This window comes from Massilia rubra (assembly GCF_011682065.1).
Classification (GTDB): Bacteria; Pseudomonadota; Gammaproteobacteria; order Burkholderiales; family Burkholderiaceae_D; genus Telluria_A; species Telluria_A rubra.
This window is the reverse complement of the sequence record NZ_VUYU01000008.1, coordinates 127477-143343: the sequence shown is the minus strand read 5'-3', so window position 1 is coordinate 143343 and position 15867 is coordinate 127477. Positions and strand designations below refer to the sequence as shown.

Annotated in this window: 15 protein-coding genes; 8 read left to right on the top strand and 7 right to left on the bottom strand. The window is 65.0% G+C overall.

The annotated features are described in order from the left end of the window. From F0185_RS14560 to F0185_RS14535, 6 genes are read right to left on the bottom strand one after another with little or no spacing between them, the layout of a single operon-like run. Entirely contained in the window at positions 1-1098 is a 1098-nt protein-coding gene (locus F0185_RS14560; protein ID WP_167225532.1) for a FemAB family XrtA/PEP-CTERM system-associated protein, read from the bottom strand. Then, entirely contained in the window at positions 1095-1979 is an 885-nt protein-coding gene (locus tag F0185_RS14555) for an XrtA system polysaccharide deacetylase (protein ID WP_229477013.1), read from the bottom strand. The genes F0185_RS14560 and F0185_RS14555 overlap by 4 nt, the downstream gene beginning before the upstream one ends. Beyond that, the gene (locus F0185_RS14550) at positions 1976-3019 is read right to left on the bottom strand and encodes an XrtA/PEP-CTERM system-associated ATPase (protein ID WP_167225530.1); all 1044 of its coding nucleotides are present in this window, start codon (positions 3017-3019) and stop codon (positions 1976-1978) included. Before F0185_RS14550 ends, F0185_RS14555 begins: the two co-directional genes overlap by 4 nt. 16 nt (positions 3020-3035) lie before the next feature. Then, positions 3036-4583, bottom strand: a complete 1548-nt coding sequence (locus F0185_RS14545) for a TIGR03016 family PEP-CTERM system-associated outer membrane protein (protein ID WP_167225528.1) — start codon at positions 4581-4583, stop codon at positions 3036-3038. Beyond that, complete coding sequence (locus tag F0185_RS14540; RefSeq protein WP_167225526.1) at positions 4576-5478, bottom strand: XrtA-associated tyrosine autokinase; 903 nt, start codon at positions 5476-5478, stop codon at positions 4576-4578. Before F0185_RS14540 ends, F0185_RS14545 begins: the two co-directional genes overlap by 8 nt. Positions 5479-5503: 25 nt before the next feature. Then, complete coding sequence (locus F0185_RS14535; protein ID WP_167225524.1) at positions 5504-7039, bottom strand: XrtA system polysaccharide chain length determinant; 1536 nt, start codon at positions 7037-7039, stop codon at positions 5504-5506. A 472-nt stretch (positions 7040-7511) separates the two neighbouring features. Here F0185_RS14535 and F0185_RS14530 point away from each other — a divergent pair, with 472 nt between their 5' ends. The 8 genes from F0185_RS14530 to F0185_RS14495 all read left to right on the top strand — a co-directional run bounded on the left by F0185_RS14530 (position 7512) and on the right by F0185_RS14495 (position 15065). Continuing rightward, positions 7512-8318 carry a S1 family peptidase gene (locus F0185_RS14530; RefSeq protein WP_167225522.1) on the top strand — a complete coding sequence of 269 codons (807 nt, stop codon included), beginning with the start codon at positions 7512-7514 and terminating at the stop codon, positions 8316-8318. Between the two features lie 144 nt (positions 8319-8462). Next, positions 8463-9071, top strand: a complete 609-nt coding sequence (locus F0185_RS14525; RefSeq protein ID WP_167225839.1) for an XrtA/PEP-CTERM system exopolysaccharide export protein — start codon at positions 8463-8465, stop codon at positions 9069-9071. 224 nt (positions 9072-9295) lie between these two features. Continuing rightward, positions 9296-9949: a hypothetical protein gene (locus F0185_RS14520; protein ID WP_166891414.1), complete on the top strand. Its 654-nt coding sequence runs from the start codon at positions 9296-9298 to the stop codon at positions 9947-9949. 43 nt (positions 9950-9992) lie between these two features. Beyond that, positions 9993-10271, top strand: a complete 279-nt coding sequence (locus F0185_RS14515) for an HPr-rel-A system PqqD family peptide chaperone (protein WP_167225520.1) — start codon at positions 9993-9995, stop codon at positions 10269-10271. Then, positions 10268-11182: an HprK-related kinase A gene (locus F0185_RS14510; RefSeq protein ID WP_167225518.1), complete on the top strand. Its 915-nt coding sequence runs from the start codon at positions 10268-10270 to the stop codon at positions 11180-11182. The genes F0185_RS14515 and F0185_RS14510 overlap by 4 nt, the downstream gene beginning before the upstream one ends. Then, entirely contained in the window at positions 11179-12279 is a 1101-nt protein-coding gene (locus tag F0185_RS14505; RefSeq protein ID WP_167225516.1) for a nucleotidyltransferase domain-containing protein, read from the top strand. The genes F0185_RS14510 and F0185_RS14505 overlap by 4 nt, the downstream gene beginning before the upstream one ends. A 157-nt stretch (positions 12280-12436) precedes the next feature. Beyond that, positions 12437-13378 (top strand): EDSAP-1 family PEP-CTERM protein, encoded by a 942-nt coding sequence (locus F0185_RS14500; protein ID WP_167225514.1) that lies wholly within the window; start codon positions 12437-12439, stop codon positions 13376-13378. A gap of 109 nt (positions 13379-13487) precedes the next feature. Then, on the top strand, positions 13488-15065 hold the full coding sequence (locus tag F0185_RS14495; RefSeq protein WP_167225512.1) for an FAD-binding oxidoreductase: 1578 nt from the start codon (positions 13488-13490) through the stop codon (positions 15063-15065). Here the strand turns inward: F0185_RS14495 and F0185_RS14490 are convergent. Beyond that, entirely contained in the window at positions 15062-15829 is a 768-nt protein-coding gene (locus F0185_RS14490) for an N-acyl amino acid synthase FeeM domain-containing protein (protein ID WP_229477012.1), read from the bottom strand. The two genes, F0185_RS14495 and F0185_RS14490, sit on opposite strands and share 4 nt — an antisense overlap. Positions 15830-15867 lie beyond the last annotated feature (38 nt).

Here is a 15867-nt window from a genome sequence, read left to right as displayed (position 1 = left end):
TCAGCCCAGGCTCTTGACGATGTGCGGACCCAATGCATTGGCCAGCGCCAGCGGCATCTTTTTCCACAGCTTGATGAACAGCTGGTACTTGGGATTGAGCGGGTTGTTGTCGGGCAGTTCGGTCGAGGCGTACAGGCGGTATTCGTAGGCCAGCGGCGTGGGCGAAAAGCCCCAGTTCTTCTTGAAGTCGAAAGCGCCGGTACCGAGCTTGCTGCGGCCGAAGTCGAAGATGCGCGCGCCGCGCGCGCTAGCGGCCTGCATCAGGTTCCAGTACATGAAGTCATTGCCGGCAAATTCGCGCGCGGCCGGCATGCCGCCGCCGTAATACGGCAGCACTTCGTCGCGGAAGTAGAAACTGAGCACCCCGGCCACGATCGCGCCATCCTTGACGATGATGCGGATTTCGCATTCCTCGCCAAAGACTTCCTTGATCACGGCGAAGTACTTTTTCGGGAACACCGGGGTGCCCAGGCGATGCACGCTGGTGGCATAGGCGATGAAGAAGCGGTCCACGCCCTGGTCGATTTCGGCCGTCAAGCCGCACTTGATCCCCTTGCGCACCATGGCGCGCTGCTTGCGCGGGATGGCGTTCATGTTCTCGTCGTCGTCGGCCGTAATGGCCTTGCGGAAGGTGACGTACAGCTCCTTCTGGTGCCAGGCCGGGTCGCCCGCGTGCGCCGGCAGCAGGTTGCGGTATTCCAGGTGGCCGACGTTCAGTTGCGCGGCCAGCTTGTCGGCGGCGGCATCCAACAGCGGACGGGCGACGTCGGAAGTGGCCGCCACGCCGCCCAGCACGCAGAACGGGAGCGAGCCGAGCGAATGGCCGAACAGGCGGCTCTTGATTTCGGCCAGCGGCAGCACGCCGACGATCCGGCCATCCTGTTCGACGTAGTAGAACCAGGTTTTATGGCCGTACACGCGCTCGATGATGGTTTGCCAGCCGGCGCGGTGGAAGAAGGTCGCTTCCGGGCAGGCGGCGACAAACGCGTCCCAGCGCGCCATGTCGGCCGCGTCGCCGGCGCGCAGAAGATGCACGGTGGCGGCGCCGCCAGTGGTGGTGGCCGGGCGGTCCTGCACAGCGTCGGTAATCGAACTCATTTGGTCCCTAAAAAAATGCGGTCCATGCGGTCCCAGGCAAAGTCACGGGTGAGCAGCTTGATGCGCCCTTCCATGCGTTGCAGGTTAACGTAATGGCGGAAACGGGTTTTCAGGCTGGCGCCCGCGGGACGCGGCTGGCCGGGGTCGAGCTCCCACGGGTGAAAGTAGAAGATCGCCGGCTGCCCGTCGTCGCTGTTCACGCGCCGCATCATCCAGCGCGACAGGCTGTAAGGCAGCAGGCGAAAGTAACCGCCGCCGCCGGCCGGCAGCTTGCGCCGGCCCAGCATGGCGGTGGTGATCGGCACTTCCAGCAAGCCATCCGGCCCGTTCGGGAAAAACGCGAAGCGCGGCGCGTCCGGCATGCCGTAGTGGTCATGCTGTATCGGGTAGATGCTCGAACTATAGCGGTAGCCGGCGTCGTGCAGCACGTCGAGCGCCCACAGGTTGGCGCTGCCGATCGAAAAACTCGGCGCGCGGTAGCCCAGCACGGCCTGGCCGCCGATGTCTTCCAGCAGGGCCTTGCTGCGCCCGACGTCGTCGGCGAATTCGGCGCGCGTCTGGTCGGAGGCGCGCAGGTGGCTGTAGCCGTGGCTGGCCAGTTCATGGCCGCCGGCGACGATGCGGCGCACCATCTCGGGATAGCGCTCGGCGATCCAGCCCAGGGTGAAGAAGGTCGCATGCACGTCGCCGCCAGCGAGGATGGCCAGGATGCGTTCGATGTTCGCTTCGACCCGGCACTCGCGCGACGGCCAGGACTCGCGCGCGATGATGGGCGCGAAGGCCGACACCTGGAAGTAATCTTCGACGTCGATCGTCATCGCATTGCGGATCGGTTGGCCGAGCGCGCGCGGCATGGCGGCGGGATGCAGGCGGTCGTTCATTCGTGATGGTCCGATTGGTGGTGATCCGACGCATGGTGATCCGACGCCTGGTGCGCCAGCGCCGGCAAGGTACTGACGACTTTCTTGAGGATCGACAGCACCGAGGCCATCGATTTTTCCATCTTCAGGATGCGTTCGTCCAGGTAGCCGGGATTATCCAGCGTGCCGAGCGAGGTCACGCCGGCCAAGGCGGCTGCGGCCTGCTCGCGCACCACTTCGGGCGGCAGTTCGTATTCCTGGCGGATGTCGCGCACCACTTCGTTGACGTCGGCTTCGGTAAAGGCGTGCATCTCTTCCAGGTAGCCCATCAGCAGCAGGCGGTCGCACAGGGCGTTGGTCTTCCTCGGAATGCCGCCGCTGTAGTCGTAGATGGCGGCGTGCGCGCCGGCCGAAAAGGATGGATCGTCCTTCCAGCCGACCGTGTGCAGGCGGTGCTCCACATAGGCCTGGGTTTCCGGGCCATCCATGGGACCGAGGTGATAGCTGGCCGTGATGCGCTGGCGCAGCTGCTGCATGCCGGCGCTATGCAAGGTGGTGCGGAACTCCGGCTGGCCCAGCAAAAAGGTTTGCAGCAGCGACTTGTCGTCGGTCTGGAAGTTCGACAGCATGCGCAGTTCCTCGACCGCGCGCGGGGTCAGGTTCTGCGCTTCGTCGACCACCAGCAAGGCGCGCTTGCCGTCGGCGTCGCAGGCGCGCAGGAACTGTTCGAGGCGCTCGAGCAGCGCGGTCTTGCTCGCGTTTTCATACGGCAGCCCGAACGCGGCGACCACCGTGCGCAGGGTGTCGTCGGCATCGAGATGGGTGTTGACGATGTGGGCGGCCACGATCTGCTCGGACGGCATCTGCTTGAACAGGTTGCGCACCAGGGTGGTCTTGCCGGCGCCGACTTCACCGGTGATGACGATGAAGCCTTCGCCGTGCGAGAGGCCGTACTCGAGGTACGCCATGGCGCGCTTGTGGCCTTTGCTGGCAAAGAAAAAATGCGGGTCCGGCCGCAGCCGGAAGGGCTTGTCGCTCAGCCCATAATAGGTTTCATACATCGCTGACTCGATTCGGCTAGAACTGCAAGGACAGAGAAGCCGTTAAGGCGTTCTCGCGGTACGACGCGGCCTGGTCGGCCGTGGTGCCGGACACGCGGCGCGCCTCGAAGGCGCCCCGCACTTTGGGCGAAAACTGGCGCGTCACGGCCAGTCGCAAGGCGGTATTCTTACTCGCTATGCCGGTGCCGTTCGACTCCTGGCGCGAACTGATCCACGAGGCGTTGATCGCGCTGCGCGAGGTCAGGCGCATGTTCCACATGGCGCTGCCGCCGCGCTGGGTGGTGTCGTCGTTCAGGCGCGCGCTGGCGGGACCGGTGAGCAGGCTGTCGGTCTGGATCAGCGACAGGCCCTCGCGCCGGCTGTCGAACGCGCTCAGGATCAGGGTGGTGCGCGCCGTGTTGAAGGCCACCGACGCCTGCAACTGCTTTTGCAGGATGAAGCGGTTGCTGAAGTAGTTGATGCTGTCGGCCAGCGCGGCCGGCAGCCCGGTGGCGCGGATGTAGGCGTCGACCGCCTGCGCGCGCGCCGCCGCGTCGGGAATCTGCGCGATGAACAGGCGGTCGAGCATGGTGGCCGTGTCGATGGTGGCCGGCAGCAGCAGTTGCGAACGGGTGGTGGTGACCGAATCGCTGTAGTTGATGCTCCAGACCGAACGGCGGCTGCGGTGCAGCGCCTGCAGGTTGTAGGTATTGCCGTAATAGCGCTTGCCGGCCCCGGCCACCAGGCTGGTGCGCGGACTCGGCGTCCATTCGACGCCGCCCTGCCAGAAGCGCCCTTTTGTCGGCTCGCCATCGGACTGGTAATCGTATTCGTCGTAGCCGGCGCTGGCGGTCAGGTTGAGGTCTTCGCCGAGGCGGTAGCGCGTATTCGCGCTGACCATTTTGACGCTCGATTCGGGCGCGATGCTGTCGTCCACGCGCTGGAGGCTGTATTGCAAGCCCCAGCCGAGGCGGCGGAAGGCGCGCCCGCTGTTCAGGTTCATGGTCAACACGTCGCCGGTGCTGTCGCCAAAACCGGTGCGGCCGGCGTCGACCGCATCGTGGGTGTAGCGCACGGCCGCGCTGGCGCTGTTGCCGAAGCGGTGCAGCAGGTAGGGACTGACCCTCCAGGTCTTGACGTTGGCGCGGTTGGCGCTGGCATAGCCGTTGCCGTTTACTTGCGGGCCGAAGGCCGATACTGGCTGCTGGCCGATGGCGCCGTCGGCGTCCAGGAACAGCAGGTCGTCGATGACGGTGGCGCGCACGTCGGTGCGCAGTTGCGACTGCGCGTGGCGCACCCCTTCCACGCCGTCGTCATCAAAAGCGTAGTAGTGCAGCTGGTAGTTGGCCGAGGCTTTCAGGCGCGGGCCTTTGTTCAACAGCGTGAAGCCCGGCGTCAGTTCGGTCACGAAGCGGCTCTTGGCGTCTTGCGCGCGGCTCAGGGCGACGTTGTCGGTGTAGGTCTCGCGCAGGTCCACGGTGGGCGTGAAGCGCCACTCGGCGCGCGCGCCTGGTGCGGCCAACAGGGCCGCCAGCGCCGCCGGCACGAGCACGGCGCGGCGCCGCCTGTCGCAACGCTTAGCCATAGTGGTAGTCATACGTTTCGGTGCCGGGGAATTCGCGCGTCTTGTTGTAGATCAGGTTCACATTGCTGCACCCTTCCAGCTGGCGCAGGGATTCCTTGACCGCGTGCTGGGTGGTGCCCTCGGCTTCGACCACCAGCGCGATCTGGCCCATGTGGCTGGCCAGGACGTGCGCTTCGCTGGTGAGCAGCAGCGGCGGCGAATCGAAAATGACGATCCGGTCCGGGTAGCGGTTGGCGATTTCGTTGACGAAGGTGCTCATCGCCTGGCTGGCCAGCAGTTCGGTCGCGCGCGGGTTGTTGCTGCCGGCCGGCAGGATGCTGAGCGTGTTCACGTTCGTGCGCAGCATGACGTCGGCCATGTCGAGTTTGTCGTCGAGCAGGATGTCCATCAGGCCGCGATGGGCCGGCAGGCCGAGCGTGCGCAGCACCGAGGGCCTGGCCACGTCGGCGTCGATCAGCAGCACCGTGTGATCGAGTTCCATGGCGATGCTCATGGCCAGGTTGATCGAGCAGAAGGTCTTGCCTTCGCCCGGCAGCGAACTGGTGACCATGATCAGGTTGCCCGGTTTTTCGCCGGGCGCGCGCGGCCCGAAGGCGCGCTTGAGCAAGGGCCGCTTGATGATGCGGAAGTCCTCGACCAGGGTGGTGCGCCCGCCGGCCGCTGTCACCAGCCCGAGCCGCTGCATGCGTTCCAGGTCGAGTTCGACCTGGTTGGCGGTGCGGCGCGGCGCGTGCGGCGGGGCTGCGGGCGGCGCGGCCGGCTCGTGCGAAGGGGCCGCCACGGACGGCGGCGGCGGCGGCGGAAGGTTATCGGCCGCGCGCGCAGCGGCGCCTGGCACGCCCTGTTCGTCTTTTTTCTGTTCGATGCGGCTGGCCGCTTTTTCGATAATGCTCACGCTGTTCTCTCCAGTGAAGGCCGCATCAGAGCAGCGGTCGGACAAATAGGGCCGCCATCACGCCGCCGTAGGCGCCGAACAGGACGATCACGGCCGCGCTGAAGGCGTACAGGCGCTTGGTGCGCATGACCTTTTGTTCGTTGGTCCAGTTCATGCCGATACTGCCGAGGATAGGAATGCCGGTCACGTCGCGCAGGCTGCCCTGGCTCATGAAGGTCGGACGCAATTGGCTCATCAACAGGGCCACGCCCAGGCCGGCCGCCAGCGCGGCGGCGAACACGAACGAGAACAGGCGGTGGCGGTTCGGTCCCGACGGCGTCGAGGGCACGGTCGGCGGATCGATCACGCGGAAGGTCAGCATGTCGGTGGCCGAACTCAAGTCGCCCGAGAGCTTGGCCGCTTCGCGCCGGCCCACCAGTTTTTCGTAATTCTCTTTGTTGATCAGGTAGTCGCGGTTGAGCTGGGCCAGCTGGGCCTCGACTTCGGGCGCGTTGGTGCTCTGCGAGCGCAGGCGCGCCACGCGGGTCGTGTACTCGCCCACGCGCGCCTTGAGCGAAGCGACCCGCGCTTCTTCCACCGACAGCGCCACGTTCATCTGCTGCAGCATGGGGCTGTAGTTGGCGCCGGGGTCGTTGTTGCGCTTGTTGCGCTTGGCTTCTTCGAGCTTGCGCGCCTCTAACTGGGCGATGAGGCGGCGCGCCGCCACGATGTCCGGATGGGCGTCGGTGTACTGCATGCGCAGGCCGTCGAGATTCTTGTTGAGCGCCGCGATGCGCGCATCGATTTCGGGATTGGCCACGGTGGCCGCTTCCGGCGGCGTGAGCGGGGCCGGTTCTTCGCCGGCGATCTGGCGCTTGATGGCGTTGCGCGCCTGCTCGGCTTCGGTCAGTTCCAGGCGCGCCTGGTTGAGCGAGTCTTCGAGCGTGGCCATGTTGGCGCTGAAGTCGCCGCCGGCGCGCGGCAGCATGCCGAGGTGCTTGATCTTGAATTCCTTGAGCGCGTTTTCGGCCTGCACCAGTTTTTCTTCGTAATTCTTGATCTGGTCGTCGATGAACTGCACCGCTTTTTCGGAATCCTGCTTCTTGCCGCCGAAGCTGCCTTCCACGAAGATGGTCAGCAGCGACTGCACGATGTCCTTGCCCAGCTTGGGGTTGGAATTCTTGTAAGAGATCGTGTAGATGTCGTCACGCTCGGTGCCGCCGATGCTGATCTGCGCCATCAGCTCGTCGATCAGCTTTTCATTGTCCTTGGGCGTGGACGCCTTGATGTCGAGGTCGACCATGCGCATGACGCGCTCGACGTTGGGACGGCTGATCAGGGTGCGCCGCATGAAGGCCACCTGCTGGTCCACGTTCGGTACCGTCGTCATGCCCGACAGCAGCGGTTGCAGGATGCTCTGGGTATCGACGTACACCCGGGCCGAGGCCTGGTATTCGTTCGGCAAGCGGTACACCACCGCCCAGCCCACGATGGCCACGATCCAGGAAATGACGACCGCATACCAGCGGTATTTCCAGATCGCTTTGAGGAAGTTCGTCAGTAGGGCCTGCAGTTCTGCCATCTCGTCAATCTCGCCATAAAGGGTATCCCGGGAAGGTGTCCCGGGAGGGTGGCCCAGGCCGGCCGCTGTGCACGCACATGCGGGCGGAGCGCCCGGTGCCGCATCGCGCCAGCCAACGTGTTATCGGATGCACAAAAAGCAATTTGCTGGGGCAGCTCAAGGAGCATGACAATAAATTGCTCTAAGGCATTGATTAATAATCATATGATACAGGAAATCTCTTGCCTACTGATACTGAATTCGCCCGCATAGTACACGTTCAACAATTGTTTACGGCATCACTCATGTATTCAATGACAATTCGGCCAATCCTGTTGCCCTTCGCAAAGAGTTTCGCACATCGATTCGTAAAAAAGGAAGAAAACCGTGACCCGCAAGCCGAAATTACAACAGTGGTGAAGCGACCATTGTCAGCCGGTTTGCGTGAATGAAACTAGTTGTTGCCGGCGCGCCAATCGGGTACTGTCGGCGCATGACTTCTTCCCTCCTTTTGCGCGCCGGGTTTGGCCTGGCCGGCGCACTGCTTGCCGCTCTTGCATGGGCGCCCGGCGCGGCCGCCGGCGCCACCTTCGGCCAGGTGATCGCCGCGGTCAAGCCCTCGGTGGTCGGGATCGGCACCTACCAGCCCACGCGCAGCCCGGCCATCGTGTTCGTGGCCACCGGCTTCGTCACCGGCGACGGCCTGAGCGTGATCACGAACGCGCACGGCATCCCCGAGACGCTCGACAGCGAACGCAATGAAACGCTGGGCATCGTCATCGCCAAAGGCGACAAGGTCGACTTCCGCCCCGCCAGGCTGGCCGGGCTCGACCGCCTGCACGACCTGGCCCACCTGCGCCTGGCCGGCGCGCCGATGCCGGCGCTGCGCCTGGGCGACGGCGGCGCGGTCGAGGAAGGCCAGGCGCTGGCGTTTACCGGCTTTCCGCTCGGCATGGTGCTCGGCTTGCATCCGGTGACCCACCGCGCCATGTTGTCGGCCATTACGCCGCTGGTGATGCCCTCGGTCAGCGCGCGCAAGCTCGATGCGCGCGCGATTGCGCAACTGGCGCGCGCACCCTCGCCCATCTATCAGCTTGACGGCACGGCGTATCCGGGCAACAGCGGCAGCCCGGTCTACGATCCCGACAGCGGCCAGGTGCTGGCGGTGCTGAACATGGTGTTCGTCAAGGGATTGAAGGAAAATGCGATCACCAACCCAAGCGGCATCAGCTACGCCATCCCGGTGATCCATGTGCGGGCGCTGCTGCAACAACAAACAATGCCGCAAACAACACCGTGAGGAAAGAAAAACGCGTCATCCCTTTCGCTTGAAAAACTTCATGCTAAAATAGAAACTGTTGTAATTAAAATTGCACGATAGTAATTTAATACCGGCGCGGTCCGCATAAAGGAAAATCAGGTGAACACGTTCAAATCGCATACGATGAAATGGCTTGGCGCCAGCGCGCTGGCCCTGTCGGCCCTGTTCCTGGGCGGCTGCGCCTCCCCGGTCTCGACCGTGGTGGCGGATCCGGCGCCGGCCAGCGCCCATGAATACCTGATCGGCCCGGGCGACACCGTCAATATCGTGGTGTGGCGCAATCCGGAAGTGTCGACCACGGTGCCGGTGCGTCCGGACGGCAAGATCACCACCCCGCTGGTGGAAGACTTGCAAGCCAGCGGCAAAACCTCGACCATCCTGGCGCGCGATATCGAAAAAGCGCTGGAAAAATACATCCAGCAACCGGTGGTGACCGTCATCGTGACCAGTTTCGTCGGCAATTACAGTGAGCAGATCCGCGTGATCGGGCAAGCCGCCCGTCCGCAAGCGCTCGCTTACCGGCGCGACATGTCGCTGATGGATGTGCTGATCGCGGTCGGCGGCGTCACTGAGTTTGCTTCGGGCAATAAGGCTATCGTGATCCGCAAGGTGGACGGCAAGTCGGAAAAGCTGGCCGTGCGCTTGAACGACCTGATCAAGCAGGGCGATATTTCGGCGAATATCTATATGCGCCCGGGCGATGTGCTGGTGATTCCGGAAAGCTTCTTCTAAAGGCGGTCGACAGACGGCCCAAATGGTGGAATACTTGCGCGAAAGACAGGATGTCGGTTTTTTTTACAGGACAGACCGCCTGGCGCCGGCGCCGCTAACACATAGCGCCACCAAGCCCTTGATCTGCATCAGATTTTAGCGCCGGGGCGCGGCATTGGAATAAAAATTGCTTTAACTTTGTATCAGGCACGCCTGACGCTGCCGTTCAATTCGAGGAAACTGACGTGACTATCAATCATCAACCGGACCGCGCCAACGGCGAAGCAGTAGCGCCGCCAGCGCCTTTGTCGGCGTCCGGCAACGCGCGGCGCCGCTTTACGCGCGCCGGCCTGGGCGCGTCCGGGGTCCTGATGACCCTGGCCAGCCAGCCCGGCATGGCCGCCACCGTCTGCGCTTCCCCGTCCGGCTCGCTCTCGAACGGCTTGCAATCGAGCCACCGGCCCGACAATCCGCTCACCTGCGGCGGCAATTCGCCCGGCTTTTATGCCAACAACGCGGCCGGATGGCCGTCGAACCCGGCGCCGGCGCGTAAATTCAAGGATATTTTCCCGGTCAACGCCAGCCAGGCCGCGCTCGGCGACCTGACCCTGGCCGAGGTGTTCAAGACCAATGGCAATCCGCACGGCGGCAAGGGCGGCAAAGGCCCGTTCAAGAGCGAAGACCTGGATCCCCACAATGTGGCCAGCCATGTGCTCGCCGCCTACCTGAACATCCAGAGCAAGCGCTCGACCGTACTGACCGAAAACCAATTGCGCGCCATCTGGCAAGAATACCAGTTCAACGGCGGCGGCAAGCTGGGCTACTACTCGCCGACGGCGGGCGTCAAATGGTATGGCGACGAGATCGTCGCTTACCTGAAAACCACCTTCCATCAGTAGCCTGCACGGCGCCGGCGCCGCGTGCGCCCGCCTTTCCCAGATCATGCCGCACGCCCTTTCCTGGCACGTCCTTCCCGGCCAGCGCCTGCAATACCGCCAATGGGAACAGGAAGCGGTCCTGTTCAACGACCTCAGTGGCGACACCCACCTGCTCGACGCCGATGCGCTGGCGCTGCTGCTGGCCGTGCACGGCGGCGCGCGCGATGTGGCGGCGCTGCGGCTGGCGCTGGGCGTGCCGGACGAGGACCAGGACGCCAACGGCGCGCTGCAAGCGCTGCTCGAGCAACTGGCGTCCATTTCCCTGATCGAACAGCGCGCATGAGCACTGTCAGCGCGCTCGGCCGCGCCGAACTGGGCCGCCGCCTGCGCGAGGGCAGCATCGACCTGCGCACCGGCGCCTTCGTCACCCGCATCCACAGCCCCTTCGCCAGCGTGGCCGATGGCTTGCATTTGCTGTACGCCGACTACCCCCTGCTGGACAACAACGAGTTTGCCGACTTCCACGTCGATATCGCGCCGCCGCCCTCGCTGCGCCGCTGGTACAAGCCGCTGGCGCGCTTCGTCTACGATGGCATGGCGCCGTTCCTGCCGCTGCCGGCCGCGCAAGCGTTTCCGATGTTCGAATGGGGCATGAACTGGTGCGTGTCGAGCCGCGCGCATGAATACCTGATCCTGCACGCGGCCGTGATCGAGAAGAACGGGCGCGCCGCCATCCTGCCGGCCCCGCCGGGTTCCGGCAAAAGTACCTTGTGCGCGGCCCTGGTCAGCCGCGGCTGGCGCCTGCTGTCGGACGAACTGGCGCTGGTGCGCCCGCAGGACGGCTTGCTGGCGCCGCTGCCGCGCCCGATCAGCCTGAAGAATGCCTCGATCGCGGTGATGCGGCGCTACCAGCCGGACGCCGTCATCAGCAATCCGGTGCCGGACACCACCAAGGGCACGGTGGCGCACCTGAAAGCGCCGTCCGACAGCATCGCGCGCGCGCACGAACTGGCGCGCCCGGGCTGGATCGTGTTTCCCAAATACACGGCGGGCGCGGCCACCACGCTGCGCGACCTGACCCCGGCGCGCGCCTTCATGCGCGTGGCCGAAAATGGTTTCAACTACAGCGTGCTGGGCGCGCGCGGGTTTAGCGCCCTGGGCGAGCTGGTGGCGCAATCGCGCTGCATCGATTTTACCTACAGCGCGCTGGACGAGGCGATCGCGGTGTTCGAGCAGTTGGCGGGCGCGGCGTGACCCGCTGCGCCGTGCCGCTCCTGCTGCAACTGCTGCGCGACCCAAGCCGCGCGGCCAGCCTGGGCCTGGCCGAATGGGACTTGCTGCTGCGCCAGGCGGCGGCGGCGCGGCTCGAAGCGAGCCTGCACGGCTTGCTGGACGAACACGGCCTGGCCGGCGCGATTCCGCCCGCCGCCCGCCGCCACCTGGACTGGGCCGGCGTGCACGCCGAACGGCACGCGCGCGCGGTGCGCTTCGAAGTGGCGCAGATCGGCGCGGCGCTGGCCGCCAGCGGGGGCGACGCGATACCGCTGCTCCTGCTCAAGGGCGGCGCCTACGCCATGGCGCAGCTGGCGGCCGGGCGCGGGCGCCTGTTTTCCGACATCGATATCCTGGTGCCCAAGGACCGCCTGGCCGAGGTGGAGGCGGCGCTGATGCTGCACGGCTGGGCCACGGTGGCGCAGGACGCCTACGACCAGCGCTATTACCGTACCTGGATGCACGAATTGCCGCCGATGAAGCATGGGCGGCGCGCCAGCGTGATCGATGTCCACCACGCGATCCTGCCGGAAACGGCGCGCCTGCGGCCCGACCCGGCCAAGCTGCGCGCCGCCGCCGTGGCCTTGCCCGCGCAAGCCGGCCAGGCGCCCCTGCAGGTGCTGGCCCCGGCCGACATGGTGCTGCACAGCGCGCTGCATCTGTTCTACGACGGCGAATTCGACCATGGCCTGCGCGACCTGCTCGACCTGCACCGCCTGCTGAGCCACTCAAGCGCCACGCCCGGCTTCTGGGACGGGCTGGCCGCGCGCGCGGCCGAACTGGAACTGGGCCGCCCGCTGTTCTACGCGCTGCGCTATGGCGCGCGCCTGCTGCACACGCCCGTGCCCGAGGCGGCCCAGGCCGCCGTGCGCGCGGCCGGCCCCGGCGCGCCGCTGCTGGCCCTGATGGACGCCCTGTTCCTGCGCGCCCTGCTGCCGCATCACCGCAGCTGTGGCGACCGCTTCAGCGGCGCCGCGCGCTTTTTGCTGTATATCCGCGGCAACTGGCTGCGCATGCCACCGATGTTATTAACCCGACATCTGTTTCACAAGGCATTTATTTCTCCCGGTAAAGATTAAACGGCGTCCAGGCTGTCGGTTTTCCTTACACCAAGGCATGCACATACCATGAAAACGGTGCTAAGCACTTGATTTTAAACAATCCCCGGCTTCTGGCACGACTCCTGCTTATAGGAAGGCACGCAGGATCAACAAACAAAAATCGGGAGAACCACTTATGAAACTGACAAAATACCTCGCCGCCGCCGCCGTCTCAGCCGCGTTCATCGCCGCGCCGGCATCGGCCGCCACCATGGGCATGGCCGACCTGGCCATCACCGGCCTGATCATCCTCGATGCGAACAACAACGCCGCCACCGGCATCACCATCAAAACTGAAAACCGCACCGGCACCGCCGCCTCTAACTTCAACGGTAACGACGGCACCGGCGCCGGCAGCGGCAACATCTTCAGCACGACCATCGGCGGCACCGTCGACGTCAAGAACCGTTGCGCCGGTCCTTCCTGCGTTGCTATGCCAGTCGGTAACTACCCAGGCGGCGTGGAAAACAATTTCTCCGCGCACATTCCTGCGCCGAGCGGCAACTACGCCCTGGGCGATATGTACATCGCCGGCAGCGCGATCGGTATTGGCGCCAACGGCCTGACCCGCGCCGATTCGTCCGTCATGTCGCCAGGTAACGCCGGCAGCGCCAACGCCACCATCGCCAACTCGGCGACCTCGGAAACCGTGTTCGTCGCCAGCACCACCCTGCAAGCGCGCTTCGCACTCGGCTTCGAAGCCTATGTGGCCGCGTTCGTCAATGCCGCCGCCGGCGTCAACGGTTCTTCGCTGGGCACGATCAGCTGGGCGCTGTCGCTGCAGGAAGTGATCGGCAATGTGTCGACCACGATCATGAACTGGTCCCCAAGCGAAATCAACGATGGCGTCGCTTCGAGTGAATTGTCGCAAAATTCGATCAAGGAAACGTCGGGCACCGTGCTGTCGAACCTGGTGACCCTGACCACCGGCCGCACCTACAAGCTGACCATCAACCAGGCGTCGAATTCGATCGCTTCGGAAGTGCGCGCCGTGCCTGAACCGGGCAGCATGGTGCTGGTCGGCCTGGGCCTGCTGGCCCTGGGTGCCGCATCGCGTCGCAAAGCGGCCAAGAAGTAAGCAGCGCATGCGCCAGCCGGGCTTGCCAGCCGGTTTGCGCATCGCATCAACGAACGACCCGACCGCCGGTGGCGCTCGGGTCGTTCGTCTTTTTAGGCGATAATGTCCCATGGCCTACACCCAGAGCGAGCATCCGAGCAATAACATCACCGGCCGCGCCACCGATGTGCTCGGCCAGGTGCGTCCGGCCAGTGTGCGCGCCGTCATCAAGCTGGTGCGCGAAGCGCGCAGGAACGGCACCCCGCTGTACCCCTTCTCCACCGGCCTGAACTTCGGCTACGGCGGCAAGTCGCCCACCGCCGCCGGCAGCCTGCTGGTCGACCTCGGCGCCCTGAACACGATCCGCATGACGGTCGACAAGAGCAACGGCCGGGTGTTGCCGGTGGCCGTGATCGGACCGGGCGTGACGCAAGGCATGCTGTACGACTTCCTGGAAGAACACCATCCGAACCTGACCTTCAATGTGACCGGCTCGGCGCGCGCCACCAGCATCATCGGCAATTCGCTCGACCGCGGGGTCGGTTACTTTGGCCCGCGCAAGGAAGACTTGTTCGGGCTGGCCGTGGTGTGCGGCAACGGCAAGCTGCTGCGCACCGGTTTCCGGCGCCTGAAGCGCTCGCCGCTGGGCACCAGCAATCCGTACGGCCTGGGGCCGATGCTCGACGGACTTTTTTTCCAGAGTAATTTCGGCCTCGTGGTCAGCGCCTGTTTCCGCCTGGTGCCCAAGCGCCCCAAGCAAGTGGCGCTGTCGCTGTCGCTGCGCCGCGAAGAGGACTTGCCGGCCTTTATCGACGAGCTGGCCAACTGCAAGCGCGAAGGCTTGATCGAGTCGGTCACCCACATCGCCAACCGCGCGCGCACCCACGCCACCCTGGCCTACGGGGTGACGCGCTACCTGGAGCAGCAATGCGCTTACACGCCCGAGCGCGCCTTTGCCGAGGCCGAGAGCGTGATGGACCTGATCGCGCCGGGCGAGTGGGCCAGCCTGGGCGCGATCACCGGCACCAAGGCGCAGGTGAAGGCCAACCTGGTCGAGATCCGGCGCCGCATGAAGGGGCTGGCGCGGGTACGCCCGATCACGCACCAGTTGCTCGACACCGCCTACGCGGTGGCGCACCGGCTGCGCTTCATTCCGGCCGCGCGCGCCAACGCCGCCGCGATCTCGGCGATCCGGCCCCTTCATACGCTGGCGCTGGGGGTGCCGACCGATGCGGCGATCGATAATTTGCTGTGGAAATTCGGCCGCGCCGACCTCAGCGCGGCCCAGCTCGACCAGTCGAATTGCGGCTTGCTGTTCATTAATCCGGCGCTGCCGCTGGACGGGGCCTTCGTCGACCGCTTCATCACTGAAATGAAGAAGACGGCGGCGCGTTATTATCACGACACCTTGTACATCACCATCAATATCGAAACCCCGACCTCGCTGGTGGCGGTGATCAACCTGCTGTTCGACCGCAGCAACCTGGAAGGGGTCAAGCGCGCCCACTTCTGCGCCGACCGCCTGCTCGACAAGATCCACGAGATGGGGCTGGAAGTGTACCGCGCGCGCGCCGACATGATGGCCGCCATCGTGCGCCGCGATCCGCATTACTGGGCCGTGATCCACGCGCTCAAGACCCGGCTCGACCCGGACGGCATCATCGCGCCAGGCCGCTACGACGCCCAGCCGGCCGTGCCGAAAACCTAGCCCAGCTTGATCAGGCGATTGGCGATGCCTTCTTCCTCGCGTTGCGAGAAAAAGAAGGGATACAGGGAACGTTCGCTGCCGGGATGGCTGCTGGTGCCGCCCAGGCGCCGGATTTGCTGCGCCATGTGCTCGACGCTGAGCCACATCAGGTAGGCCGGGGCGTCGACCCGGGTATTGTGGCGCAGCTCGGCCTGGTCCTGGAAGTCGAGCATGGTCTGGTAAAAGCGCCGGTGGCGCGGATTGACTTCGATCAGCACGTCGGTGCGCCCATGAATGTAGCGCGCGTAGATGAACAGGGTGTGGAACAGGGCCGCCAGCGCCATCTTCGATTTCACCTGCGGGTCGAAGGCCAGCTTGGTGATTTCGCACAATTTGGCGCCACGCGCGCGCCAGGCGTCGACATGGTCGTGGAAAATCTCGTCGGCCAGGATGCCGCGCTCGGAATCGAGCCCCAGGGTCACGGTGCCGATCACGCTGCCCTTGTCCGAGGCCGACAGGGTGATCCGGTTCGGGTCCTTTTCCATGCGCGCCACGTTGTAGCCGCGCGTGGCGTACATTTTGCTGATCAACAGGCTGGCCGAATTGCGGCCCTCGTCGGTATCGGCCAGGCGGATGCCGAAGGTGCGGTCGTTATCGGTAAAGTTGCCGATCAAAAGACTACCATCCTCGGCCGCCACGTCCTCCTCGCCGCCGACCACGTAGGACGACTCAAGATGGGCCTGCTCCCTGCCCATTGCTTCCACTGCGTCGTGCTCTGCATTCATGTGAAAACTCCCAGTGGCGCCGGCGCGACCCGCGGAAA